The organism is Umezawaea sp. (genome assembly GCF_057122925.1).
The window spans coordinates 21,774-45,548 of the sequence record NZ_DBNGPQ010000114.1 but is presented as its reverse complement, the minus strand read 5'-3'; the positions used below and the strand labels follow the sequence as shown (position 1 = coordinate 45,548).

Genomic DNA, 23,775 nt, shown 5'->3' with positions numbered 1-23,775 from the left:
GAACTCTCGTGCTCGGGGTTCACCGGGGCGGCAGGAGCACCGGCTTCAGCGCCGCGCCCGCCCGCTGGTCGGCGACCGCCCGGTCGAAGTCGGCCAACGGGTACGTCGTCACCAGGTGGTCGAGGGGGAGGCGGCCCCGCCGGTACCGCCGGAGGAGTTCGGGCACGAGGATCGACGGCTCGGCGTCGCCCTCGACGCACCCGCGCACCTGGAGCCCGCGCAGCACCAGCGACCGCACGTCGAGGGTCGCCCGCGAGGGCCCGAGCCCGACCAGGGCCAGCACACCGCGCGGTCGCAGCAGACCCAGCGCTCGGGGGACGGCCTCGGGGCGGCCCGTGGTGTCGAGCGCGTGGGTCACCTCCGGCACCGGGTCGTCCAGGGACGCGACGGCCGTGGCCCCGAACCGCGCGGCGAGGTCGCGGCGGGCCGCGACGGGCTCCACCACGACGACCTCGACGCCGTCGGACAGGGCGGTCAGCACCGCGGCGGCGCCCACTCCCCCGCAGCCGACCACCAGCAGCCGGTCGCCGGGCACGGGGCGCAGGACGTTGAGGACCGCGCCTGCACCGGTCAGGAACCCGCACCCCAGCGGCGCGGCGACCTCCGGCGGCACGTCGCCGACCGGGACGCAGGACCGGGCGTCGGCCACCGCCGCCGCGGCGAACGACGACTGCCCGAAGAACGCCCCGAACACCGGCTCACCGTCGACCAGGATCGTCGGCGACCCGTCGGGCCGCCGCCCCGAGCCGTTGAGCGCCGTCGCCGACGCGCAGTGCGCGGGCAGGCCCGCTCGGCACGACCCGCACCCGCCGCAGGACGCGAAGGAGATCACCACCCGGCTCCCCACCGCCGGGGAGGCGACGTCCGCGCCCCGCCGCTCGACGACCCCGCACCCCTCGTGGCCCAGCACCGCGGGCCGGTTCCCGAGCGCCCGCCGGGTGCTGAGGTCGGTGTGGCACACCCCAACCGCCTCGATCCGGACGACCACCTCGTTCGGGCGCGGACCGTCCAGTTCGGCCTCGACGACCTCGCTGGGCGCGGAGCCGCGCGAGAGCAGGACCGAGGTCCTCACTCGCGTTCCAGGCCGAAGTAGAAGTGCTCGCCACCGCCGCCGAGCACGAGGCTCGGCTTGCCGTTCATCACGCCCATCAGGGTGTTGTCGTCCACCCGCTTGAAGTGGTCGAGGACGGCCATGCCGTCGTAGACCATCGTGGCGGTGACCTCACCGCGGAACTCGACGTTCCACAGGCTGGCCTCGCCACCGCCCGCGGCGGTGTCGGAGTAGAGGCTGCCGTCCAGGGCCTGGCAGATCAGCGGTTGGGCGTCGTCCAGCGCGGTGAAGCGCTTGCCGTACCACCGGCTGCTGGTCAGCATCCGCTCGACGTGGTGGCCGGTCGGGAAGGCGAAACCCCGCCAGGAACCGAGGACCGACGACGCGTCGACGACGTCGAGGTCCGCCCACAGGGCGTCGAGCAGGCGCGGGTCGACCGGGCCCGGCGCGGTGCGCAGGTCCGACCACCGCTGCCGCACCGACTCCCCGGCGCCGTTCACCGCAGCCCCAGGCGGCGCAGCAGGACGAGCTGCCGGTTGGTGCGGTGCACGAAACCGGCGGCGGACGACGTCGGCGGTGGACCCAGCGGCCTGAGCCGCTGCGCGGCGATCGTCCGGCTGTCGGTGTACTTGCGGATCCCCTCGGCCCCGTGGCGCCTGCCGAGCCCGCTGTCGCCCATGCCGCCCATGCCCGCCTCGACGCTGCCCGCCGCGGCGGCGGCGCCGTCGTTGATGTTGACCGCCCCGGAGCGGATCCGCTCGGCCAGCCGGTGCGCCTCGCGGCTGTCGCGCGACCAGATCGACGCCGACAGGCCGTAGGTCCCGAGGTTCGCCAGCGCGACGGGGTCGCCGCCCGCGGCGTAGGGGTACAGCGAGACCACCGGGCCGAACGTCTCCTCCGCGAAGACGGCCATGTCGGGCGTGACGCCGTCGAGCACCGTCGGCTCGTAGAACAGCGGGCCGACGTCCGGCCGCGCACGGCCGCCCACGAGCACCCTCGCCCCCTTGGCCACGGCGTCCTGGACGTGCGCCTCGACGGCGGCCAGCCGCGCGGGCGAGACCAGCGACCCGATGTCCGAGGAGTAGTCGTAGGACCGCCCGAGCCGCAGCGCCCCGGTGATCCGCACCAGTTCGTCGCGGAACGCGTCGTGGACCGCCTCGTGGACGTAGACGCGTTCGACGTGGACGCACATCTGCCCGCTGTTGGTGAAGGCCGCGACCGCCGTGCCCGCCGCCGCGGCGGCGACGTCGGCGTCCTCCCGCACGATCAGCGGGTTCTTGCCGCCCAGTTCGAGGGACGCGCCGACGAGCCGCCGCGCCGCGCGCTCCGCCACCGCGCGACCGGTGGCGGTCGAGCCGGTGAAGCACACGAAGTCGACCGCGTCGACCAGTGCCGTCCCCACCACGGACCCCGACCCGGTCACGACCTGCCACAGGTCGTCCGGCAGGCCAGCCTCGGCCATCAGCGCCCTGGTCCACAGCACGGTCAGCGCGGTCTGGGAATCCGCCTTCGAGACGACGGCGTTGCCCGCGAGCAGCGCGGGCAGCACGTCACCGACCCCGAGGTAGAGCGGGTAGTTCCACGGCGAGATGACGCCGACGACACCCTTGGGCACCCGCACCTCCCTGACCTTCGTCAGGCCGGGCACCATCCCGCGCACGCGGCGGGGTGCCAGGTAGTGCCGGGCGCGGCGCGCGTAGTGCCGGGCGATGGCCGCGACCTGGGCCACCTCCTGCCAGGCGTGGTAGCGGGCCTTGCCCGTCTCCCACTGGACCAGGTCGAGCACCTGCTCCTGCCGCCGCAGCAGCAGGTCGTGGAAGGCGAGCACGACCTCGCGGCGGCGCGCGGCCGACGTCGCGGCCCACTCCCGCTGCGCCTTCCCGGCCGCCGCGACCGCGAACTCCACGTCGGCCGGTGCGCAGGCGGGGACGGACGCGGTCGGCGACAGGTCGTAGGGCGCGACGGCGGTCACCGGTTCCGGTGCGGGCCCCCCGTGCCGCGTCACGTCCCGGCGCACCCACGCGCACCAGCGGGCGACCACCTCGTCGGTCACCCACCCCGGTCGAGAAGCCGCCGCCGTGGCGCGCTCGGGCGCCGCGATCCGGACCTGTTCCCTGGCCATGCGGGCTCCTCTGGAGTAGCGGACCGGTTCGGGTTACCTGGCAGATGCCCTTGCCGACGGGCAGCCAGCTTCGATATGTTAACGAGAAATCTCGTCTCGGATCAAGAGTCTCAACAGCTCCAGTACGGCAAAAACCCTTGCCTCAACTGCATATACCTACCAGGGAAGTTAGGTATGTAAATGAGCGATCTCAGCCGTAGGAACGTACTTTCACTCGGCGTCGCGCTGGGTCTGGTCGGGGTGGCGGGCGTTGCCCCGGCCCTGGCCTCCCCGGCGGGGGCCTCAGCGGCCGGTGCCGACCCGTGGTGGGTGTGGGACGACGAGATCGACCGGATCATGGCGACGCTCCTCGACACCGGCCGGGTCCCGGCGGTCAACACCGCGATGCGCCCGTGGGTCGACAACAACGACCCGCTGCCCAGCGGCCTGCCGACCGACCTCGCCACCCACCTCCAGCGGGCGAACACCCTGCCCTCCTGGGCCGACCGCGCCAAGCTGCGCCTCGCCGCCGACTTCAACCGGCGCAAGGACACCTACCTGTTCATGCTGTACGGCCTCGGCAGCGGCATCATGAGCACGGTGATCCCGCGCGAGGCCAAGTCGGTGTACTGGTCCGCGGGCGGAGCCGACATGCAGGACCGCGCGGCCAAGACCTTCACCTTCGGCTACGACCTGAGCGACCTGAACGCGTTCGAACCGAGCGGCCAGTTCGTGGTCACGGCCAACAAGACGCGCCTGGTGCACGCCGCCGTGCGGCACCTGCTCCCCCGGTCGCCGCACTGGTCGGCGGTCGCCGACGAGCAGAACGGCATCCCGATCAGCAACGGCGACATCCTGGTCACCTTCCACAGCCTCGGTACCTTCGTGCACCGCAAGCTGGTCGAGTGGCGCGTCCCGATGACGGCCGCGGAGGAGGACGCCTTCCTGCACATGTGGCAGGTCGCCATCCACCTGCTCGGCGTGCGGGACGAGTTCATCCCCCAGACGTGGGCCGCCGCCGACGCGCAGGCCGCGCAGGTGCTCACCCCGATCCTGGCCCCCTCCTTCGAGGGCCGGGAGCTGGCCGAGGACCTGCTCGGGCTCACCGCGCAGATCGACCTCGGCGTCACCCGCGGGTTCATCAACGAGTTCGTGCGCTACGTGCTCAGCGACGCGATCGGCGACTGGCTCGGCCTGCGCCGCGACCTCGCGGCGGCGGCGCTGGTCCGCACCGGGTGGCCCGCCTACATCGCGTTCCGCGAGGGGCTGATCCCCGTCGTGCCCGTCGGGTTCTACGTGTTCGACCAGTTCATCCGCGCGCTGGCGATGCTGTTCCTCAACAAGGTCTCCTCGCCGACGACCACCCTCATCACCATCCCCACGGGCAACCGCCCCTGACCCGCCGCGGTCACGTCAGCCCCCAGAACGACAGCCCACCCACCACCGACCCCAGCACCACGCCGCCGACGACCTGCGCGACCGTGTGGTGCCCCAACGCCACCCGCGACCAGCCGACCAGCACGACGGCGGGCGCGAACACCAGTGCCCACGCCCCGAACACCACCACCGCCACGGCCACCGCTCCCGAGGAGACAGCGGCGTGCACCGACACCTTCCACCCCCACCCGCCCGGCACCGGTGCGGCGAACGTGACCGCGACACCGACCACGGCGCTGAGCAGCATCGACTGCACCAGCGCCACGACCCGGTCCGGCGCGTCGCCGAGCACGAGCGCGGCGACGCACGCGCACAGCGACAGCACGCACGTCAGCAGGGGGACCAGGCGGCCTTCCCGGTCGGTCACGTGGTGGCCGTGCCACCGGCCGCGCCGCGCCCCCAGCACCACCACGACCATCGGCAGCAGGGAGCCGGTGACGCCGATCACCAGACCCCACACCACGGACGGCACCACGCTGCGGGTCGCGTGCCACGCCACCAGACCCGGCAGGCTGAACACCAGGACCCACGGCGCGAACACTTCCGTCACGACGCGGGCGAGCAGCGGTGGCGTGGGGGTGGCCATGGCGGGAGCGTAGGTCGCGGCGGTGCCGGACGTGGCGGTGCCGGCCAGTGATCACCGGTTGGTGTGACGCGCTGCCCGGCGGCCGGTCGTTCGGGCGGAGCTGATTCGTCACACGGGTTTGTCGAGCACGAGCGCCGTGTAGCGGCACGGCTCGACCAGCGCGGCCACGTGCGCGTCCAGGACCCTGACCAGGTGCGCCCAGTCCGCAGTGGACAGACCGGCCAACGCGGGGCGGAACCGGACCACCGCCCGGCGCCCGGCCCGCGTGGACAGCACCCGCCGCAGCACCGGCACCGCACGGCCGTAGTGGGCCAGCGCGTGCGGCGTCCAGTCGTGCGCCGCGCGCACGGCGAACCCGACGTCGGCCGCGGTGGTGAGGTAGCGGTCGAGCGGTTCGAACTCCTCGAAGTGCCACGTGCCGCGGACGAGCCCGTCCGGGTCGAGCGCGGTGATCGTCGTGGGATCGGGGTCCCGCCACGTGAAGTCGACCAGCACGAGCCTGCCCCCCGGACGCAGCAGCCGGTGGGTCTCGGCCAGGAACGCGCGCCGACCGGCCGCCCCGAAGTGGAACGCGGCTTCCAGGCAGTGGACGCGGTCGACCGCCCCGTCGGACAGCTCGACCCCACCCGCGACGGCCGGGGGCGCGGTGACGTCCACGACGGCGAACCGGGCGCCGGGCACGTGCCCGAACCGCGTCCTGGCCTCGGCGACCTGCTCGGGCTGGACGTCCACGCCGAGCGCCCGGCAGCCCTGCCGCGCCAGCCGCGCCGTGGTGTACCCGCGCCCGCAGCACGCGTCCAGCACGACCTCACCCGGCCGCGCGTCGAGCAGCGCTAGCGAGCGGCGGACCAGCCTGCGCTGGAACCACCCCAGGCCGCCCAGCGCGAGCGGCAGCGTCGGCCAGGTCAGGTGGCCGACGTTGACCAGGTCACCCCACCCGGCCTGCTCCAGCACCCGGAAGAGCACGCTGTTGTCGTTGTAGGAGTCGGCGATGCCGTCCGTGCTCACAGGTCTTCCCTCCGCGTGGTCGCTGCGTCCGAGTGTGCGGCACCCGGCAGGCCCCCACACGACCGCGCCACTAAGCTGGGCGGCCGGTGGGTGTTCAACAGCGCAGCATCCCGGTTCCACCCGTTGCCCCGCCGAGCGCCGATCGGCGGGCCGCACCGCCGAGGAGTGCGTTGATGACCACCAAACCGGATGTCTCGGTGCCGGAGTTGGCCTCCGAGCTGGCGGAGATGACCAGGCTGGTCGAGGACGAGGACCACGAGGCGGTCGCGCGCCGGTTCACCGACCACCTGGTCGCCAGCGTGGCGGGCTGCGACCTGGCGTTCCTGGCGGTCAGCAGCGACGACGGCTTCGAGGTCGCCGTCAGCACGGGCCAGGCGCCGCTCACCGTCGCGACCGACGAGAACCCGATCCACGAGGTGCTCCGCTACGGCGAGCCGCGCCGACTGGACGACACCGCCGAGGACCAGCGGTGGCCGCGGTTCTCCTCGGGGCTGGCGGCGCACGGCCACCGCGGCTGCCTGGTGCTCCCCCTGCCCACCGAACGCGCGCCCGCGGCGGCGGTGACCCTGCTGTCCCGCGAACCGCGCCGGTTCACCGAGCACTCCTACGACGTCATCATGCTGATCGCCCTGCACGCCGGGGTCGCCCTCGACAACATCGAGGTGCTGCACCGCAGCGGGCGGATGGTGCGGCACCTGACGACGGCGCTCAGCACCCGCCACACCATCGGTCTGGCGCAGGGCCTGCTGATGCGCCACTTCTCCTGCGACACCGACGGCGGTTTCGCCCTGCTGCGCACGGCGTCGCAGACGTCCAACCGCAAGCTGCGGGACATCGCGTCCGACCTGGTGGGAGCGCACGAGCAGGGCCGGTTGCGGGAAGCGCTCGACCACCACGGCGTCACGACGGCCTCGGCACCGGCGCGGCTGGAGCGCTAGCCGCGGCGGCGGGCGTGCACGAGGTGCGCGTCCAGCGGCAGCGCGTGCGTCTCGACCACGTCGGCCAGCAGCGCCCGGTAGTGGGAGGCGGTGCGCTCGCGCCCCCCGGTGTTGCACAGCATGTGGACGTCCCACGGAACGGCCAGCGAGTCGACGGCCCCCGATTCCGGGAGCAGGCGTTCGAGCACCAGCAGGTCGGCGTGGGCGGGCACGTCCCGCGCGACCGTGGCCAGGATCGCGCGGCACCGCTCGTCGTCCCAGTCGTGCAGCACGCGGGACAGCAGGTAGACGTCACCGGTGCCGGGAACGGACTCGGTGAAGTCGCCGGGCACCAGGGTGACGCGGTCGGCGACGTCGGCCAGTCGCGTCCGCGCCGCGGCCAGCGCGTGCGGGCGGTCCATCAGGACGCCGTGCAGCGCGGGGTTGGCGCACAGGACCCGGTGCAGCAGTTCACCGTTGCCGCCCGCCACGTCGACGACCGTGCGCGCTCCGGAGAAGTCGAAGACCCCGGTGACGCCCTCGAACATGGCGTCGCCCGCGGCCATCGACCGGTGGAACAGCTCGGCGAGGTCCGGGTCGGCCGCCATGTGCTCGAAGTGGTGGGCGCCGAAGACCTTCGCGTAGGACTCGCCGCCGCTGCGGACGGCGTCGGGCAGCGCGGCGAACGAGCGGTAGAACGGGCCGCCGTACATCAGCGCGAGCGGGCGCATCGAGCCCGTGCGGTCGGAGCGCAGCAGCGCGCCGAGTTCGGTGAGGCCGTGGCGGTCTCCCGACGTGTGCACGACGCCGAGCGCCGCGAGGTAGCGCAGCAGCCTGCCAAGGCTGTGCTCGTCGGCCCCGGTGGCGGTGGCGAGGCCCGGCAGGTCGTCGATCGTGGCGAGGTGGTCGGGCAGCCGGAGTTCGGCGGCGGTCGCGATGGCCTGCGTCGCCCACGCCCCGGTCAACAGGTGCAGCAGCGCGGTGCCCGCGCACGACTCGCGCCGGTGGGTGGCGAGCAGGCTCGGGAACCGGCCCGCGCAGACCAGCTCCAGCCTGTGGAACGCCGGGTCGGTGCCGTGCGCGTCGCGGAAGTAGAGGACGGTGGAGTTCTCGTAGCCGTTGTGGCCGCCGCCGTCCGGGCGCATCGCGGTGGCGATGGTCGCGCGCAGTCCGCTCAGCAGCACCGGATCGGGTCGCCGGACTGTCAGCGCGACGTGGTTCTCCCTGCCGTGCTCGCGCTCGTCCTCGGCGATGTGCTCCAGCCCCGGTGGCGTCGCCACCGCGAAGATCTCCAGCTCGCGCGGCAGACCGGTGCGGTCGGCGATCGGGGCGCGCAGGATGCCGACCTCAAGCTCGTGCTGCGGTACGCCGTACCGGCTGCTCAGCCGTTCGCGGACGACCACGCTCGGCGTCATCGCGCCGGTCCGGATCCCCCGCGCGGCCAGCTCGTCGGCCAGTCCCTCCAGGGTGTCCGGGAAGACCAGCAGTGCGACGTGGTCGACGGTGACGTGCCCCGCCAGGGTGGCGCGGTGCTCCTCGTCCAGCGATGGCAGGGCCGCGGCGAGGACCGACGCGGTGTCGTTGGCACCGAGCAGGTCGATCGCCGCGCTGACGCGGACGAGGTCGGCTGTCGCGAGCAGCGGTGGTGTTGTCGTGATCATGGTGGTTCCCCGTTCGATCAGATGCCGGTGTAGTTCTCGGCGAAGAGGTTCTGGTGGGCGCGGGAGTCGCGCAGGCCGTCGAGCCGGGCGCGGCGCAGTGCGTGCTGGAAGGCCGCGTCGGCGGTGCCGGCCGCGGGGGCGTGCAGGAGTTCGATCATCCAGCGCGAGAACTCCTGCGCCCGCCAGATGCGCGGCAGGCAGGTGCGCGAGTACGCGGCGAGCGCGGCGTGGTCGTCGCGGACCAGGGCGTCGACGAGCGCGCGGGCCAGCAGTTCGGCTTCCATGATCGCCAGGTTGGCGCCCTTGGCAGCCGCCGGGCTGATCGCGCCCGCCGCGTCGCCGACGAGGAACATCCGGCCGTGCTGGAGGGGGTCGACGACCTCGGAGCGCAGGTGCACGATCCGGCGTTCGGTGATCCTGCCGCGGCGCAGCGGGCCGAACTCGGCGGTCCGCATCCGGGTGTCCAGTGCGGCCCAGACCCGGTCGTCCGTCCAGGCCAGGGGATCGTCGTCGGGCGGTACCTGGAGGTAGTAGCGCGTCACCTCGGGGCTGCGCGCCATGTGGCCGGCGAACCCGTCGTCGTGGACGGCGTAGGTGACCGCCGCCATGCTCTGCGGGGCCTCGGCGAGCACCGCGAGCCAGGCCACCCCGTGGTCCTGGCGGTACCGGGCCGCCGCCGCGGGCACGGCCCGCCGCGTCACGCCGTTGCCGCCGTCGCCCCCGGCGAGGAACCGGCCGCTCAGCCGGCCGGTGCCGGTCGCGTCGCGGTAGGCGATCGTGGCCGTCCGCGCGTCCACGGCGGTGGCGGTGACGCCGAACCTCAGCTCGCCGCCCCGGTCGAGGTACTCCGCGATCAGGTCGGTGACGAGGTCCTGCTGCGGGTACACCGTGTGCGACTCGCCGCGGCCCAGCCGGGCGTAGTCCAGCTCGAACTCGCCGTTCCCGTCGCGGAACGCGCACGTTCCGTGCGACCGTCCTCCGTGGAGCATCCCGGCACCGAGCCCGTGCTCCGCCAGCACCCTGGCGCTGTGCGGGCCGAGGAACCCCGCTCTCGCCCTGGCGCGCACCCGTTCCGCCTCGGCCCGCTCGACGACGAGGGTCTCGATCCCCTCCGCCCGCAGCAGGTTGCCCAGCACCAGCCCCGCCGGCCCCGCGCCCACGATGAGCACGGCTGTGTGGTCGACCACGCCTTCCGGTCCCTTCTCCGCTCCCGAACGCCGCCGCGGCGGGTCCCTGTGCGGCAGCACTGGACCTCACCGGCCGACGCGCGTGCCAGCCGGCTCGCCGCCGCCGAGAAGATGATCACTCCATCGTGTGCGGCCGTCTCGCTCGCGCCTGCCGGCGGGGGTGGCACCCGCGACCGGCGGGTCGGTACGATCCTCGCCGCGAACGGGACCGGGGGGACTGCCGATGATCACGGAGCCGACGCTCGTCCGGATCGGCGAGGCGGCGCAGCTCGGCCACGGGGGTGACCGGGACGCCGCTCGGCTGGCGTTCGCGCGGCTCTGGGAGGAGATCGGCGGCGAGCGGGGTGATCCCCTGCACGTCTGCACGCTCGCGCACTCGATGGCCGACGTGCAGGACGACGTGCGCGAGGAGCTGGTCTGGGACCTGCGGGCGTTGGCGGCCGTCGCCCTGCTGACCGACGAGCGGGTGGCGGAAGCCGGGGTGCCGCTCACGGTCGCGGGCCTGTACCCGTCGCTGCACCTGAACCTGAGCGAGTGCTACCGCAAGCTGGGCGACCTCGACCGCGCCCGCGAGCACCTCGACGAGGCGCGGGCCACGATCGACGCCCTCGGTGACGACGAGTACGGGCGGTTGATCAAGGACGGCCTGCGGAAGGTGGCCGAGGGGCTGCGCTGACCCCACCACGAGGGTCCGCGCGCCGCGGCCGTGCTCAGCGCGGTTCGCCCCGCACGGGCCTGCCGGGGAACGCGGTCGGGTCGAGCACCCCGTCGCGCACCACCGGGGTGCCACCGACCAGGAGGTGCCGCACGCCGGTCGAGGGGCGCACCGAGTCGAAGTAGGTGGCGTTGTCGGTGATCGACCGCGGGTCCAGCACGACGACGTCGGCGTCCGCGCCGGGCGAGAGCCTGCCCTTCGCGCGCATCGCGGGGGCCACGTCGTCCAGGACGCGCGCGGGGAGGTAGGAGCACCTCCGGAACGCCTCCGACCACGTCCACGTCGCCGTCTCGCGGACCATGAGCCGCAACGACTTGGCGAACGTCCCCGCCGTCCTCGGGTGGGTGCTCCCGCCCGCGGGGAGGGGCCACCGGAGGCTCTCGCTGGTCCCGTCGGGCCACACCACCGGCATGGCGTCGCTGGCGACGATCGAGTCCGGGAACGCCAGCGAGTGCAGGAGCAGCTCCCGGTCGACGGCCTTGTCCTCGTCGAGGTACGCCAGGACGCAGGCCGCGCCGGGGTCGGTGGCGCGCAGCTCCCGGAGCCTCGCCTCGTCGGCGACGCGCTCACCGGTCCGCAGGATCGTGATGTCGCGCGGGGTCATGCCCCAGCGGGCGAGCCGCTCCGGTTCGAGGAAGTACGCGCCGACGCCGGTGCTGCCCGCGCCGTAGGGGTAGGCCTCCACCGTGACCCGCGAGCCCGCGGCGCGAGCCCCGTCCAGGGTGGCCAGCACCCGGTCGACGTGCCGCCGGGAGGTGCTGTTCACGTGGCAGTGGTGCATGGCGGCCCCCGTCTCGGCCGCCACGACCGCGATCTCCTCGCTGCCGTCGACCGGGGTCGACGGGTCCGCCTCCACGATCTCCCGCACGTGCGTGAAGGTGGGCACGCCCGCGCGGGCGGCCAGGCGGGCCACCGCGACGAACTCGGCCGGGTCCGAGTGCGGCGCGTACCCCATCAGCACGCCGATGCCCAGCGCGCCGTCGGCCAGTTCCCCCTCCAGCACGCCCAGCCACCGGTCGAGCTGCTCGGGCGTGGAGGTCGCCTGCCAGGCGGGCACACCGAGGACGGACAGCATCCCGCCGCGGCTCGCGTCGGGCTCGACCCCGGCCAGGACCCTGGCCCGCGCACCGGTCCAGGACGCCGAGAAGCCGTGGTTCAGGGGACGCCCGTCGGCCGCCGCGTCGGCGTACGCGCGCCGCAGCGGCATGAGACCGGCCTCCAGGTCGAGCGCGGTCGTGACGCCGTCCATCGCCTGGAGCCGGTGCCCGGCCACGGAGTGCACGTGGCTGTGCAGGTCGACGAAGCCCGGCCCGACCACGAGCCCCTCCGCGTCGATCTCGGTCGCGCCCTCCACCGGGCCGAGGTCGGCGGTGACCGCCTCGACGCGGCCGTCGCGGACGTGCACGTCCGCGACGGCGTCGTGACCGGAGGCGGGGTCCACGACCCGGCCGCGACGGAAGACGATGTCAGTCATGTGCCTGTGCCTTTCGCCGGCGCGGCCGGGGGGGACCCGGTGTTCGGAATGTACTTCGGGATCGCGGATCACGTGCCGCCGGGACCCCGTGGCGACGGCGCGAGAACCGGCTGACGAGTTTTCACACCCTATTTTCCGTCGAATTACCCGGAGAGCACCAATGCGCCGCGTCCGCCCCGATCTCATCGCATCATTCGAGACGGGCTGATCGCCGAAACCTCTATTCGGAATCCCCTGAGCTGCACGGACGCACTACCGACGAATTGAACCAGGAGAAGTTGTCCGGCGTGATCCATATCACTCGAAAGCATCCGAACCGGGTTCTCGAACATCTTCTCCCGCACAGGTTCGATCACGACGCTCAAAGGGGATGTGCCATGCGCAGCACGATGGTTGTCAGGGGTTCCGCCGCGATCGTGGCCGTGGCGGCCGTCGCCGCCGTGTCGGCCTGCTCCACGGGTGCGTCGAGCGGTGGCGGCCGGACCCACGGGCCGAGCGCCACCTCCTCCACCCCCACCAGCGGCGCCAAGGCGCTCACCGGCGGCACCGCCGGGTCCACCTCGGCGCAGGACTGCCGGCAGGTCACCGTGACGGTCGGGGAGCCGCTGCCGTCGGACAGGACGCAGTCGAGGGTGGCGCTGACGATGGTGAACTCCGGGGCGACCGACTGCGTCCTGCGCGGCTTCCCCGGCGTGCGGCTGGGCGGTGCCGACGGCAGGACGTGGGACCTCAGCCGCACCGACGACCCGGTGGTGCCGCTGACGCTGGCGCCCGGCACGGCGGCGACCAGCTACCTCACGTACCTGCCCACGACCGACGCGTCCGGCTGGGAGGTCTCCTCGCTGCAGGTCACGCCGCCGAACACGACCGACACGCAGGCCTTCGTGTGGACGCTCGGCAACGTGGTGCTCCAGGACGGCGCGACGCACCCCGGCACCTACGTCGGTGCCGCCGTCGCCCAGGCGGGCTGAGCCCCGCGACGACAGCGGGCCGGGCGGTCGGCAGGGGTCGGGGGTGGCACGGTGCTCAGGGCGTGAGCGCCGTCATCCTCAGCAGCTCCAGCGCGTCGGCCTCCGGCGAGTGGGCCTCCGCGTGGAAGACGACCACGTGCGGACCCGCGCTCCCGCTGACGCCCAGCCGTTCGCGGTTGAGCTTCATCCGGCCGACCCCAGGGTGGTCGATCACGTACCACGCACCGCGCTGCACGCTGACGTCGTGCCTGTTCCACAGTTCGCGGAAGCGGGCGCTGGCCAGGGTCAGCTCCCCGACCAGCTCGATGGGGCGCGGGTCGTCGGTGTCCGACCCGATGGCCCGCCGGAGGCTGGAGACGTAGCAGTCGGTGGTGCCCTCCCAGTCCGGGTAGAGCGCCCGCTCCTCCGGGTCGAGGAACACGTCGAGCAGCTGGTTCCCGCCCACCCGCAGGCGCGGTGAGAGCGCGACGGCCACGGGGTTCGAGGCCAGGACGTCGAAGTAGCGGCCCTCGACGAACGCCGGGTGCGGCAGGCTCGCCACGAGGGCGGCGACACCGGGCGGCACGGTCTCCACGACCGGCTCGCGGCGCGTGCGCCGGGGTTTGTCGGAGGCCAGGCCCAGCAGGTGGGCCAGTTCCTCGTCACCGAGCTGGAGCACGCGGGCGAGGGACTCCAGGACCTGCACGGAGGGGTTGCGGTCCCGTCCGCGCTCCAGCCCGAGGTAGTAGTCGGCGCTGATGCCCGCGAGCATCGCGACCTCCTCGCGCCGCAGCCCCGGCACCCGCCGCCTACCGCCTCCGGGGATGCCCACCCGCTCGGGCGTGACCAGCCCGCGGCGCGCGGTCAGGTACTCCCCCAGCTGGTTCCGCCTGTCGCTCACACCACCGATTGTGCCCGCGTGGAGCCGATCCCGAGGGGGTGCTGCCACAACCGGGGAACGCGGGCACCCTGGCTGGATCCGCTCCCGGCGCGGTTACTGGAGGGGGAAGCCGCACGAGAGGAAACCTCCATGAGCAAGCGCGTGAACCGGCGGATCGTCCTGGCGGCCCGGCCGCAGGGAGACCCGAGGCCGGGTGACTTCGAGGTCGTCGAGCGGCCGGTGCCGGTACCGGCGCGGGGGCAGGTGCTGCTGCGCAACGTCCTGGTGTCCCTCGACCCCTACAACCGGATCATCATGGGCAACGCCAACAGCGACCAGCCCGCGCTGGACATCGGCGACCTGGTGTTCGGCTTCACGATCGCGGTCGTCGAGGCGAGCGAGCACCCCGCGTTCGCGGTGGGCGACCACGTCGCGAGCACGTCAGGGTGGCAGGAGTACGCGGTGTCCGACGGCTCCGACCTCAGGCCGGTCGACCCCCGGTCGGCGCCGCTGACCGCGAACCTCGGCATCCTGGGCATGACGGGCCTCACGGCCTGGGTCGGGCTGACCAGGATCGTCACGCCGAAGCCGGGAGGGACGCTCGTCGTCACCGCCGCGGCGGGTGCCGTCGGCTCGGCCGCCACCCAGATCGGGAAGCTCAGGGGTCTCCGGGTCGTGGGCGTGGCGGGCGGGCCGGAGAAGTCGCGCCACCTCCTGGAGGACCTGGGTGTGGACGCCGCCGTCGACCACCGGGCACCGGACTTCCCCGAGCAGCTGGCCCGCGCCGTGCCCGACGGGATCGACACGGTCTACGAGAACGTGGGCGCGCCCATGGTGGCGGCGCTGCTGCCGCACCTGAACCCCGGCGCCCGGCTCGCGGTGGGCGGCGTCATGGCGCAGATCACCCGGACGGGCGGGTTCGAGGGGCCGGACCGCCTGCCGGACCTGATGCGGGCCGTGCTGTACAAGGACCTCACCGTCCGCGGCTTCTCGGTGCCCGACCACGTCGACGCCTACCCGGAGTTCCTCGCCGAGGTGGCCCCGGCGGTCGCGTCCGGCGAGGCCCGCTACGCCGAGCACGTCGTCGAGGGGCTGGAGACCATCCCGTTCGCGTTCCAGGACATGTTCCACGGCCGCGTGACGGGGAAGATGATCGCGCGGATCGGGTAGGCGCCGACGTCGGGTGACCACCGCGCCGGTGCGGGCTCACGCGGTCGGCTTGGTGAACCACCCGGCGCAGGTGAGCAGGAAGCCCATCACGGCCAGCGCGCCGAAGAGGACGCGGGCCAGGACCACCCCGGTCGGCGAGAGCAGGGTGGCCTGGGCGCCCGACTCGACCGCCGCCGGGGCGACGATCAGCAGGAACCCCCGCAGGGCGACGAACCAGCCGAACAGCGACACGGTGACCGCGAGCGGTCCGCGCCAGCTGCGGTGGCCGCCGATGACGACCAGGCCCGCGCCGAGCATGAGGGCGCCGAGCAGCAGCACCAGGGCGGGCTGGGCGAACAGGTCGTCGACGATGTCCAGCCCTCCGGGGAGGCGGATCGCGTAGACGGTGGTGAAGGTCGCGACGTAGGGGCCGATGACGCGGGCGAAGGCCCTGCTTCGCTCCTGCGCTTCGACGGTGGCTGCGGGCACGGCGTTTCTCCTCGTCCTCGGGTGTTCGGGGGGCTACCGGTCGCCCGTGACCGGCGGGCGCCGGTCCGCGTCGGGCCGGTAGCCGAGCTGGTGGAGCACGGCGCGCAGGTACCCCTCGACCTCGTCCGCCGTGCTGGTGTCCGGCCGGACGGCCAGGTGCTGCCACACCGCACCGGTGAGCACGTCCAGCAGGACGTCCGGATCGCTGTCGGCGGGGAGCTGCCCCCGGTCGCGGGCGCGGGCGAGCGCGGCACGACGGGCGTCGTCGCGGTGGCGGCCGAACCGGTCCTGGTAGGCGCGGGCGAGTTCCGGGTTGTCCTCGATCGCCCCGTAGAGGCGGCGCAGGAGACGGCGCTGCCCCTGGTCGGCGAGGACGAGGCCCCACCCGGCCACCAGCTGCTCGACGTCGCGGATCTCCGGGCTCCGCGAGGGGTTGCCGTAGGCGGCCTCGACCGCGGCGACCAGGAGCCGGGTCTTGTCCGGGAACCGCCGGTAGACCGTGGCTCGGGTGACCCCGGCCCTCCGGGCGACCTGCTCGATGCTGGCCGCCTCCGCGCCGCGCTCGACCAGCAGCTCCAGCGCGGCGTCCAGGATCGCCGCGTCGGCCTCCCTGCTCCGCGGTCTGCCGGGAGCGCGGTCATCGATTCCCATGCCAATTACAATACAGTGCAGACCTGTATCGAAACAAGGAGCTGCCGCACGTCCCTGGCGAACACCACGCGCACCGCGCCGAGCGGGACGAGCGCGATCCCCGGCGGGCACGGGGCGGCGCAGGAGCCGACGACGCTGATCGGCACGCCCGCGAGGCCGGCGCCCGGCACCCGCGAGAGCGTGGTGGTCGCGTTGACGACGCCCGTTGAGTCCCCTGTGGACCGACCCGGTCGGTTCAGCCGATCCCGAGCCGTCCGGCGAGCCCGGCCACGAAGGCCTCGACCTCCTCGGGCGACCGGTCCGGCAGGCCCCACACCGCCTCCGTGACACCGGCGTCCTCCCAGGACGCGAGCAGTTCGGCGGTCGGCTTCGCGGTGGCCAGCACGTGCACCTCCGGTGAGCCCGCACGACCCGCGGCGGCCCACTCCCCGCGCAGCCGCGCGATCTTCTCCGGCACGTCCCGCTCGGTCGGCGTGGTCATCCAGCCGTCGGCGTTGGCCGCGATCCACGCCAGCGTCCTCGGCCCACCGCCCGCGCCGATCACCAGGGGGATGTGCCGCTGCACCGGCTTGGGGTACGCCCAGCAGGCCCCGAAGCTCACGAACTCGCCCGCGTAGGAGGCCTCCTCCTGCGTCCACAGCGCCCGCATCGCCTCGACGTACTCCCGCAGCACCGAGCGCCGCTTCCCCGCGGGCACGTGGTGGTCGGCGAGTTCGTCGGTGTTCCAGCCGAAACCCGCGCCGAGCGTGACCCGGCCGCCCGAGAGGTGGTCCAGCGTCGCGATCGTCTTCGCCAGCGTGATCGGGTCGGACTCCACGGGCAGCGCGACCGCGGTGGCCAGGCGGATGCGGCTCGTCGCGGTCGCGGCGGTCGCCAGGCTGACCCACGGGTCGAGCGTGCGCGAGTAGCGGTCGTCGGGCAGCGTCCGGTCGCCGGTTCCGGGGTGGACGGCCTCCCGCCTGACCGGGATGTGCGTGTGCTCCGGCACGGAGAAGCTGTCGAACCCCGCGGCCTCGGCCGCTCTCGCCGCGGCGCTCGGCGTGATCCCGCGGTCGCTGGTGAACAGGACGATGCCGTGCCGCATGGGGTGCCCCGCCTCTCGCGCTGTCGGCCCACCGGTGGTCGGCCGTCCGGGCGACGCCCTCAAACTAGAACACGTTCTCGTTTCGGTCAACGGCCGTCGACTACGCCGCGAGGATGACGGAACCCCGACGTCATCCCGACGCGGTACCGGAAATGCCCCGGCCGACCGACGCGGCGGACCCGCGGGCGCGCCTAGCGTTCGCGGCGCCCGACCGAACCGATCCCAGGGGGACCCGAACCGTGTTCCAACGCCTCATCCGGCACGGCGGTGCCGCCGCCGTCGTCGGACTCCTCACCGTCACGACGTCCGCGGCGGCCACGCCCGCGACCGCGCCGCACCTGCCCGAACCGACCGGCCGCCACCCGGTCGGCACGACCTCGCTGCACCTGACGGACACCTCCCGCCCCGACCCCTGGGTCCCCGAGGCCGGGGCGCGGGAGCTGATGGTCAGCCTCTGGTACCCGGCGTCGTCCTCGGCCGGGCCGCGAGCCCGGTACATGACGCCGGAGGAGTCGGAACTCCTGCTGGCGGACGGCGGGATCACCGGCGTGCCGCTCGACGTGCTGAGCACGACGCGGACCAACGCCGTCGCCGACGCCCCGCCCGCCGGGCGGTGGCACGGGCTGCCGCTCGTCGTGCTCTCACCCGGCTACACCAAGTCCCGCGCCACGCTCACCTCGCTGGCCGAGGACCTCGCGAGCCACGGCTACGTGGTGGCGGCGGTCGACCACACGTACGAGAGCGTCGGCACGAGCTTCCCCGACGGGCGGGTCACCACGTGCGCGTCCTGCGAGGTCCCGCACGACCCGGCGTTCTGGGACGCGCTGGGGGCGGGCCGGGCGGCCGACGTCTCGTTCGTGCTCGACGAGCTGACCGGTCCGGACCCGGCGTGGCGGGGTGCCCGGCTGATCGACCCGTCCCGGATCGCGATGGCGGGCCACTCCGCGGGAGGCGCGAGCACCATCACCGCCCTGCTGGCCGACCCTCGGCTGCGGGCCGGGATCGACGTCGACGGCACCACCCAGACCGCGATCCCGGACAGCGGCCTGCCGCGGCCGTTCCTCTTCCTGGGCAGGGAGGCGCAGTACACCCCCGGCACCGGCGGCGCCGCCGCGAGCTGGGAGCGCGACTGGCAGCACCTGACCGGGTGGAAGCGCTGGCTCGTCGTGACGGGTGCCGTGCACGCCTCGTTCACCGACGTCGGCCTGCTGGCCGAACAGCTCGGCCTCGACACCGGCGCCGCACTGCCCGCGACCCGCGTCTCGGCGATCACGAGGGCCTACACCGGGGCCTTCTTCGACGAGCACCTGCGCGGCGAGCCGCGACGCCTGCTGAACGGACCCTCGTCCCGCTACCCGGAGCTGAAGTTCTGCTCCGTGGCACCCGCGACCTGCGAGTAGGAGGCGCCTGCTCGGGACGGCCGGGGACGTCCTGAGCAGGCGCTCGACCTCACCGGGCGCCCAGGTGCTCCCCGCGGCCGTCGGCGGCGGCGCGACGGAGGTCCGCCAGTTGGTCCTCGGTGGCCCTGGTGAACCGCTCCACTTCCCCGGCACCGCCGAGCTGGACGATCGATCCGAGCCACAGCTCGGCTCGCTGGCCGTCGCGGACGGTCTCCCAGCACCAGGTGCGGTAGCCGAAGGACGCCATCAACGTCGCGTCCCAGTCGCACTGGGTGCAGGCGTTGAACCCCAGCCACGGGTCGTAGCTCGCGAAGTAGACCGGGGTGGCGCTCGGCAGGTTGAAACCGTCGCAGCCCGCCGGGGTGGCCATCGGGGCGGGAGGTGCCACTTCCGGTGCCACGGCTGACGTCGTCGCTGTTCCGGCGGACGCCGCGGGCACGGTGACGAGCACCGTCGAGCCCAGGGCGAACAGCGTCGCCACCGCGACCAGTGCCGTTCTGATTGCCTTCACCTCATCCTCTTTTCGCGCGTGGGGTTCACCCGTTCGACCAGCTCTCGCCGGTGTCCGGGTCCGCCGCGTCCGAGCGGCCGTGACAACACCCTCGCGGCCGTGGATCCAGCACCCGCCCAATCCGCGCAGAATCGCGGAGCCCGCGCCCAGGGGGTCGGGTCCGCGGTGGCGACCGGCCGGTGGTCCGGTCCCCGGACGCGACGGCGAGGACCAACGCCGTGACCGCGGGACCTGTTGGGCGGCACCGGCTCGAAGATCGCTATCTTGGCGCCGTGAACGATGAGGTGGGGTCGCGTCCACGCGGCGGCACGAGCGGTGGGTGTTCCGGCGCATGACGGCTCCGCAGCCCCTGGTGCGGCGGACCGAGCGGTGGTTCGTCCAGCAGGGCGCGCCGACGATGATCGAGGGCTACGGGTTCTTCTCGCACGTGCTGCTGAGGATGTTGCCGACGCTCGCGTTCGTCGCCGTGGCCAGCCTCGTGTGGCTGGTGCCCCTCGGTGCCGCGGGCTACGGGCGGTGGGTGCTGCTCGGGGTGATCCTGGCCAGCACGGTCGCCGTGTCGGCCGTGCTGTCGCTGTTCGTGCGGCGGATGCCCGTCTTCACCCGCAACCGCACGATCGCGGTCCTCGTCGGCTACGCCCTGGTGCCCGTGGTGGTGCCGGTCCTCCAGGAGGCCATCGAGGACACCCCGGACAGCGATCCGGTGCAGCTCGCCCTCTTCTTCGCCGGGATGTTCGCCGCGACGGGGCTCGGCGCGACCTACGGGCTCGTGCCGCTGCTGAAGGCCGCCGTGCGCCACACGGTGCAGGACCTGCGCACCAGCGTGAACCTGCTGGGCCGGGCGCTGCCGCCGCTGCTGTTCGTGACGCTGTTCCTCTTCTTCACCGGTGAGCTGTGGCAGGCGATGAACCGGCTCGACTGGCCGCGGCTCAGCCTGATCGTCGCGCTGTTCGTGGCGCTCACGGTGCTCGCCGCGGCGGCCCGCCTGCGCGAGGAGATCGGCCGCGTGGAGCACGACCTGAGCCCCTCGGTGCTGTCGGCCGCGTGCGAGGGCACCCCGCTGGCGGGGGTGTCGCCCACCGAACCGGTGGAGGCCGGGAAGCTGACCGGTCGCCAGCTGCGCAACCTGCTGCTGATGCTCGCCCTGCGCCAGCTCGTCCAGGCCGCGGTGGTCGGGTTCGCGCTGTTCGGGTTCTTCGTGGTGCTCGGCCTGATCGTGGTGCTGCCCGAGACCGCGGAGCAGTGGATCGGCGGACCGGTGGCGTACGCGCGGTGGCTGCCCACCGTTCCCGTGGCGCTGCTGCGCAACGCCACCCTGTTCGCCGGGTTCGGGAGCATGTACTTCGCGGTCATCTCGATGAGCGACGCCGAGCACCGCAAGCAGTTCTTCGCGCCCGTCGTGGAACAGGTGGAACGCACGCTGGCCGTCCGCGCCGTGTACCTGGCCGTGCGGTCGCGCTCGTAGCGCCGGAGGTGGTCAGCCGTCCGGGTGGTACAGCTCCGGCCTGCGGTCGCGCAGCGCGTCGTTGTGCGGACCCAACGACTTGTCCCGCGCCGTGACGGGGTCGAGTGCGGCGGTCAGGACGACGGGGGCGGCGGTCTCGTCCGTCGCCGTGGCGGGACCCGCGAGGAGGTAGCCGGTGTCCGCGCAGATCAAGCTGCCGCCGATCCAGCGCACACCGCGCTCCTCCCCGCAGCGGTCGGCGACGACCACGTGCACCCGGTTCACGCCCGCCGCCGCCTGCGCCTTGACGACCTCGATCGCCCGTTCGCCGTCGGGCCGGGGGTCCAGGGGCCAGTTGGCCGGAACGGCGAGGACGTCGGCCCCGGCCAGGGCCGCCAGCCGGGTCCACTCCGGGAACTCCAGGTCGTAGCAGATCACCACCGCGACCCGGCCGACCGCGGTGTCCACGACGGCCGGTGGCCGGTCGCCCGCCCGGAAGAACTCGGGTTCGCGGCCCCACAGGTGCGCCTTGCGGTAGCGCAGCCGCACGCCGCCGTCCTCGACGAGGACGGCGGCGTTGTAGACCTCTCCGTCGGCGCCCAGCTCCGCGAAGCCGCACACCAGCACGACGCCCAGTTCCCGCGACAGCGCGCGGAGGAGCGCCACGGTCGGCCCGTCGAGGTCCTGCGCGGCGGCCCGCGCCTCGGCGGCGGTGCCGAAGGCGTAGCCGCAGACCGCCAGCTCCGGCAGCACCACCAGACCGGCACCCCGCGCCGCGGCCTCCCGCACCGCCGCGACGAGGTGACCGTGGTCGTTCGAGCCGATCACCGCGGGGATCTGGCAGGTCGCCACTACCACCACGGGTCTCAGTCGTCCTCGGTCGCCGTGACGAGCACCGCGGCGGGCGCCACGTAGCCGTTGGGGTCGACCACCCGGCCCGCTCCACGGGCCGCGTCCACGACCTCCGGCGCCCACTCCAGCACCGCCCGGCCGTCGCCGCCGGTGACGACGAGCAGTTCCCCGTCGCCCTCCAGCAGCGTGATGGACCGCCAGGCGCCCGCGGGCACCGACAGCGAGTCGAGCCTGCCCAGCTCCACGACCACCTCGTCGGCCCCGGAGTTGAGCCGGACCGCCCAGCGGCCCGCCTTCGCCGTGAGCACCTGGGTCTCGTCGTGGCGGTGCCGCAGCACGCCCTCGCCGGGCGTCGCGCGCAGCCACGCCACCGAGAACCCGTGCGGCTCGTGCAGGCGGGGCACGGCCCGGCGGTCCTCGCTCAGCCCGTACCCGATGACGAGGCTCAGCTCGGCGCCACCGCCGGGCAGGCGCGAGCACAGGAACGGTTCGCGCGCCCACGTCCGGTCGGCGGTGTGCGTGACGCGCGTGCGGAACTGCTCGACCGTGAACGCGTCGAGGTCGTCGATCTCCTCCTGGCTGATCGGCGTCACGAGCGCGACGCCCTCCGGCACCTCGTCACCGAGCACGGTGTCGATCAACCGGTTGTCCGCCGTCAGGTGCAGCCCGTGCCCGGCGGCCTCGCGGAGCACCGACGGGCCCCAGATGATGCCGCCGGTGTCGTCGCGACCGAGCACCGTCAGCAGGATCCCCTCGTCGTCGCCGACGTTGGTGAACCCTCGGAAGATCCACGTCGGCACCGAGATGACGTCGCCGTCGACCGACCGGTACTCGCCCTGCGTGCCGTCGGCGCCCCAGCGGAGCTGGTACTCGCCGCCGAAGTTGATGAACACCTCGGCGGTGAAGTGCAGGTGCAGGCTGTTCGTGACGCCGTTGGGCATACCGGCCGCGCCGAGGTTGAACCCGTGCGGCTCGCGCAGGTTCACGAACTGGTCGGCGCTCTGCGAGACGCCGGGGCCGATGAACGAGTAGTTGTCCTTGAGGTCCGAGCCGGGGGTCCGGCAGTCGATGAACGCCGCCTTGCAGGGCACCCAGTCGGACCGCAGGACGGTGCGCCGAGCGACCTCGTCGGGCGGGACAGCGGTGTTGCGCATGGGATCCGTCCTCACGTGTGCTCAGTAGATGTTGGGCTCGGCGAGCGCGCCGTCGCCGCGGGTGCCGTTGATCTGGGCGCGCAGCGCGATCTCGTCGAACACGCGCACCTCGCGCACGATCCGACCGCCCTGCACGAGGAACTGCGAGACGCCGAGCAGGTCGACCGGCGCGCCGGTGGCGGGTCCGAAGGCGGGAGTGCCGTGGTAGGTGCCGTGCATCGTCCACATCACCGCGACGCGCAGGCCCGCGTACCGCTCGGAGTGGTTGGTCTGCACGTCGCGCACGGAGAAGCGCGCGCTCGGGAACGGGGCCACGAGCGAGAGCAGGTCGCGCTGGTAGCCGTCGGCGCGGACGATCGTCTGGTCGCCGATCGTGTGCAGGAACAGGTCCCGCACGGCGAACTCCGGGAGCCTGTGCAGCCGCCGCTGGTTCCAGACCTCCTCGATGAACTCCAGCACCATCTCGCACTCGGGGCGGAAGTCGTCCGGGCGGGGGCCGCTGTCGCCCACCGCGAGCACGTCGGCGGGGGCGGGTTCGAGCATCGAGCCCTGGTACTTGCGGAACGCGAGACGGCGGGCGACCTCGTCGGGGTCCTCGCCGCGCTGGAGGCAGGTGGCCAGTTCGTCGCGCACCACCCACTCCTCGACCATCCGGCCCCTGCGGTAGAGGCAGTTGGCGATCGTGCGCGTGCGGACGCGGACCTGCTTGCCGTTCACCAGGTACGGGTCGCTGGAGAACACCAGGTGCGAGCTGAGGAACGCGTCGTCGCCGCGCGCCTCCCACACCACGTCCTCGGCCTGGCCGATGTGCTGGGGCGAGCCCGCGATCCGCATCAGGCTGCCCTCGATGACCCCGTCGCGGCCCACGACGGTGCCGAGCCCGCCGTGGACGATCGAGTCGGGCTCGTAGTTGTCGACGATGTACGAGACGTCGCGCTGCACCCAGATCCGGTCGGTGACCTCCCGGATGAAGTCGTCCGGGTCCTCGTACGGGCGGTAGGCGACGGGGTCGAGCGGCATGGACTGGTCCTCCCCTTGCGCGGAGCGGGCCACCGTGGCGCCCGCGTGCGGACG

General features: G+C 73.6%; 23 protein-coding genes. 7 read left to right on the top strand and 16 right to left on the bottom strand.

Annotated elements, in window-relative coordinates:
- Positions 1-19: 19 nt before the first annotated feature.
- The 3 genes from AC156L_RS26465 to AC156L_RS26455 are packed head-to-tail and all read right to left on the bottom strand — an operon-like array spanning position 20 to position 3,173.
- Positions 20-1,072 carry an alcohol dehydrogenase catalytic domain-containing protein gene (locus AC156L_RS26465; protein WP_330875175.1) on the bottom strand — a complete coding sequence of 351 codons (1,053 nt, stop codon included), beginning with the start codon at positions 1,070-1,072 and terminating at the stop codon, positions 20-22.
- Complete coding sequence (locus AC156L_RS26460; RefSeq protein WP_330875174.1) at positions 1,069-1,551, bottom strand: DUF4334 domain-containing protein; 483 nt, start codon at positions 1,549-1,551, stop codon at positions 1,069-1,071. The genes AC156L_RS26465 and AC156L_RS26460 overlap by 4 nt, the downstream gene beginning before the upstream one ends.
- Positions 1,548-3,173, bottom strand: a complete 1,626-nt coding sequence (locus tag AC156L_RS26455) for a succinic semialdehyde dehydrogenase (RefSeq protein WP_330875173.1) — start codon at positions 3,171-3,173, stop codon at positions 1,548-1,550. Before AC156L_RS26455 ends, AC156L_RS26460 begins: the two co-directional genes overlap by 4 nt.
- A 180-nt stretch (positions 3,174-3,353) precedes the next feature.
- Between AC156L_RS26455 and AC156L_RS26450 the strand changes: the two genes are divergently transcribed.
- On the top strand, positions 3,354-4,550 hold the full coding sequence (locus AC156L_RS26450) for an oxygenase MpaB family protein (protein WP_330875172.1): 1,197 nt from the start codon (positions 3,354-3,356) through the stop codon (positions 4,548-4,550).
- A 10-nt stretch (positions 4,551-4,560) separates the two neighbouring features.
- Here AC156L_RS26450 and AC156L_RS26445 read toward each other — a convergent pair whose 3' ends face one another.
- Both AC156L_RS26445 and AC156L_RS26440 read right to left on the bottom strand, forming a co-directional pair.
- Positions 4,561-5,175 (bottom strand): hypothetical protein, encoded by a 615-nt coding sequence (locus tag AC156L_RS26445; protein ID WP_330875171.1) that lies wholly within the window; start codon positions 5,173-5,175, stop codon positions 4,561-4,563.
- A gap of 108 nt (positions 5,176-5,283) precedes the next feature.
- Positions 5,284-6,183, bottom strand: a complete 900-nt coding sequence (locus tag AC156L_RS26440; RefSeq protein WP_330875170.1) for an SAM-dependent methyltransferase — start codon at positions 6,181-6,183, stop codon at positions 5,284-5,286.
- A gap of 173 nt (positions 6,184-6,356) precedes the next feature.
- Between AC156L_RS26440 and AC156L_RS26435 the strand changes: the two genes are divergently transcribed.
- On the top strand, positions 6,357-7,121 hold the full coding sequence (locus tag AC156L_RS26435; protein ID WP_330875169.1) for a GAF and ANTAR domain-containing protein: 765 nt from the start codon (positions 6,357-6,359) through the stop codon (positions 7,119-7,121).
- On the opposite strand, the gene AC156L_RS26430 is transcribed toward AC156L_RS26435, so the two are convergent.
- Complete coding sequence (locus AC156L_RS26430) at positions 7,118-8,761, bottom strand: methyltransferase (RefSeq protein ID WP_330875168.1); 1,644 nt, start codon at positions 8,759-8,761, stop codon at positions 7,118-7,120. The two genes, AC156L_RS26435 and AC156L_RS26430, sit on opposite strands and share 4 nt — an antisense overlap.
- Before the next feature lie 17 nt (positions 8,762-8,778).
- Positions 8,779-9,948, bottom strand: a complete 1,170-nt coding sequence (locus tag AC156L_RS26425) for a 4-hydroxybenzoate 3-monooxygenase (protein WP_330875167.1) — start codon at positions 9,946-9,948, stop codon at positions 8,779-8,781.
- Between the two features lie 223 nt (positions 9,949-10,171).
- On the opposite strand from AC156L_RS26425, the gene AC156L_RS26420 reads away from it, so the two are divergent.
- Entirely contained in the window at positions 10,172-10,624 is a 453-nt protein-coding gene (locus AC156L_RS26420) for a hypothetical protein (RefSeq protein ID WP_330875166.1), read from the top strand.
- Positions 10,625-10,658: 34 nt separating this feature from the next.
- On the opposite strand, the gene AC156L_RS26415 is transcribed toward AC156L_RS26420, so the two are convergent.
- Positions 10,659-12,137 (bottom strand): amidohydrolase family protein, encoded by a 1,479-nt coding sequence (locus tag AC156L_RS26415; protein WP_330875165.1) that lies wholly within the window; start codon positions 12,135-12,137, stop codon positions 10,659-10,661.
- A gap of 377 nt (positions 12,138-12,514) precedes the next feature.
- Here AC156L_RS26415 and AC156L_RS26410 point away from each other — a divergent pair, with 377 nt between their 5' ends.
- Positions 12,515-13,108, top strand: coding sequence for a DUF4232 domain-containing protein (locus AC156L_RS26410; protein ID WP_330875164.1), 594 nt, complete (start codon positions 12,515-12,517; stop codon positions 13,106-13,108).
- 55 nt (positions 13,109-13,163) lie between these two features.
- On the opposite strand, the gene AC156L_RS26405 is transcribed toward AC156L_RS26410, so the two are convergent.
- Positions 13,164-13,988, bottom strand: coding sequence for a helix-turn-helix domain-containing protein (locus AC156L_RS26405; RefSeq protein WP_330875163.1), 825 nt, complete (start codon positions 13,986-13,988; stop codon positions 13,164-13,166).
- A 129-nt stretch (positions 13,989-14,117) separates the two neighbouring features.
- On the opposite strand from AC156L_RS26405, the gene AC156L_RS26400 reads away from it, so the two are divergent.
- Positions 14,118-15,137, top strand: coding sequence for an NADP-dependent oxidoreductase (locus AC156L_RS26400; RefSeq protein ID WP_330875162.1), 1,020 nt, complete (start codon positions 14,118-14,120; stop codon positions 15,135-15,137).
- Positions 15,138-15,173: 36 nt separating this feature from the next.
- Here the strand turns inward: AC156L_RS26400 and AC156L_RS26395 are convergent, their stop codons facing one another.
- The 3 genes from AC156L_RS26395 to AC156L_RS26385 form a co-directional block, all read right to left on the bottom strand.
- On the bottom strand, positions 15,174-15,605 hold the full coding sequence (locus AC156L_RS26395) for a hypothetical protein (protein WP_330875161.1): 432 nt from the start codon (positions 15,603-15,605) through the stop codon (positions 15,174-15,176).
- A gap of 33 nt (positions 15,606-15,638) precedes the next feature.
- Positions 15,639-16,256 carry a TetR/AcrR family transcriptional regulator gene (locus AC156L_RS26390; RefSeq protein WP_330875160.1) on the bottom strand — a complete coding sequence of 206 codons (618 nt, stop codon included), beginning with the start codon at positions 16,254-16,256 and terminating at the stop codon, positions 15,639-15,641.
- 235 nt (positions 16,257-16,491) lie between these two features.
- A complete protein-coding gene (locus tag AC156L_RS26385) occupies positions 16,492-17,340 on the bottom strand; it encodes an LLM class F420-dependent oxidoreductase (RefSeq protein ID WP_330875159.1) in 849 nt (282 codons plus the stop codon).
- A 239-nt stretch (positions 17,341-17,579) separates the two neighbouring features.
- Between AC156L_RS26385 and AC156L_RS26380 the strand changes: the two genes are divergently transcribed.
- Positions 17,580-18,740 carry an alpha/beta hydrolase family protein gene (locus AC156L_RS26380; protein ID WP_330875158.1) on the top strand — a complete coding sequence of 387 codons (1,161 nt, stop codon included), beginning with the start codon at positions 17,580-17,582 and terminating at the stop codon, positions 18,738-18,740.
- 49 nt (positions 18,741-18,789) lie between these two features.
- Here the strand turns inward: AC156L_RS26380 and AC156L_RS26375 are convergent, their stop codons facing one another.
- Positions 18,790-19,251, bottom strand: a complete 462-nt coding sequence (locus AC156L_RS26375) for a hypothetical protein (protein WP_330875157.1) — start codon at positions 19,249-19,251, stop codon at positions 18,790-18,792.
- Positions 19,252-19,582: 331 nt separating this feature from the next.
- Between AC156L_RS26375 and AC156L_RS26370 the strand changes: the two genes are divergently transcribed.
- Positions 19,583-20,716, top strand: a complete 1,134-nt coding sequence (locus AC156L_RS26370) for a hypothetical protein (protein ID WP_330875156.1) — start codon at positions 19,583-19,585, stop codon at positions 20,714-20,716.
- Positions 20,717-20,728: 12 nt separating this feature from the next.
- On the opposite strand, the gene AC156L_RS26365 is transcribed toward AC156L_RS26370, so the two are convergent.
- The 3 genes from AC156L_RS26365 to AC156L_RS26355 are packed head-to-tail and all read right to left on the bottom strand — an operon-like array spanning position 20,729 to position 23,721.
- Positions 20,729-21,556, bottom strand: a complete 828-nt coding sequence (locus tag AC156L_RS26365; protein ID WP_330875155.1) for a nitrilase-related carbon-nitrogen hydrolase — start codon at positions 21,554-21,556, stop codon at positions 20,729-20,731.
- Between the two features lie 5 nt (positions 21,557-21,561).
- Positions 21,562-22,701, bottom strand: a complete 1,140-nt coding sequence (locus tag AC156L_RS26360) for a cupin domain-containing protein (protein WP_330875154.1) — start codon at positions 22,699-22,701, stop codon at positions 21,562-21,564.
- A 21-nt stretch (positions 22,702-22,722) separates the two neighbouring features.
- Positions 22,723-23,721: a nuclear transport factor 2 family protein gene (locus AC156L_RS26355; RefSeq protein ID WP_330875153.1), complete on the bottom strand. Its 999-nt coding sequence runs from the start codon at positions 23,719-23,721 to the stop codon at positions 22,723-22,725.
- Positions 23,722-23,775: the final 54 nt, after the last annotated feature.